We start from the raw sequence: 220 nt of genomic DNA on the forward strand, positions 1-220 counted from the left end.
CCAGGGCGAAGCCGATGGCGCGGCCGGAGGCATCGGCGATCACGCACGCCTTGGTCCCGTAGCCGCCGCGCGACCGGCCGAGCGCCTCGCGCTCGTCGCGCTCCGCCGAGGGGACTGTCGGCATTTTCGTGTGTTGCCGGTCATGAGGGACAGAAAGGATCTCCCCCATGGCTCGACGGAAGGCGCCGCACATCGCGGATGAGTTGCTGGACCGGCTGCT

General features: G+C 70.0%; 1 pseudogene. It reads right to left on the reverse strand.

Annotated features, from left to right (window positions below):
* A pseudogene (locus E2C06_RS37170) lies at positions 1 to 109 on the reverse strand (IS5-like element ISMex42 family transposase); the annotation flags it as partial.
* Positions 110 to 220: the final 111 nt, after the last annotated feature.

This window comes from Dankookia rubra, assembly GCF_004355005.1.
GTDB classification, from domain to species: Bacteria; Pseudomonadota; Alphaproteobacteria; order Acetobacterales; family Acetobacteraceae; genus Paracraurococcus; species Paracraurococcus ruber_A.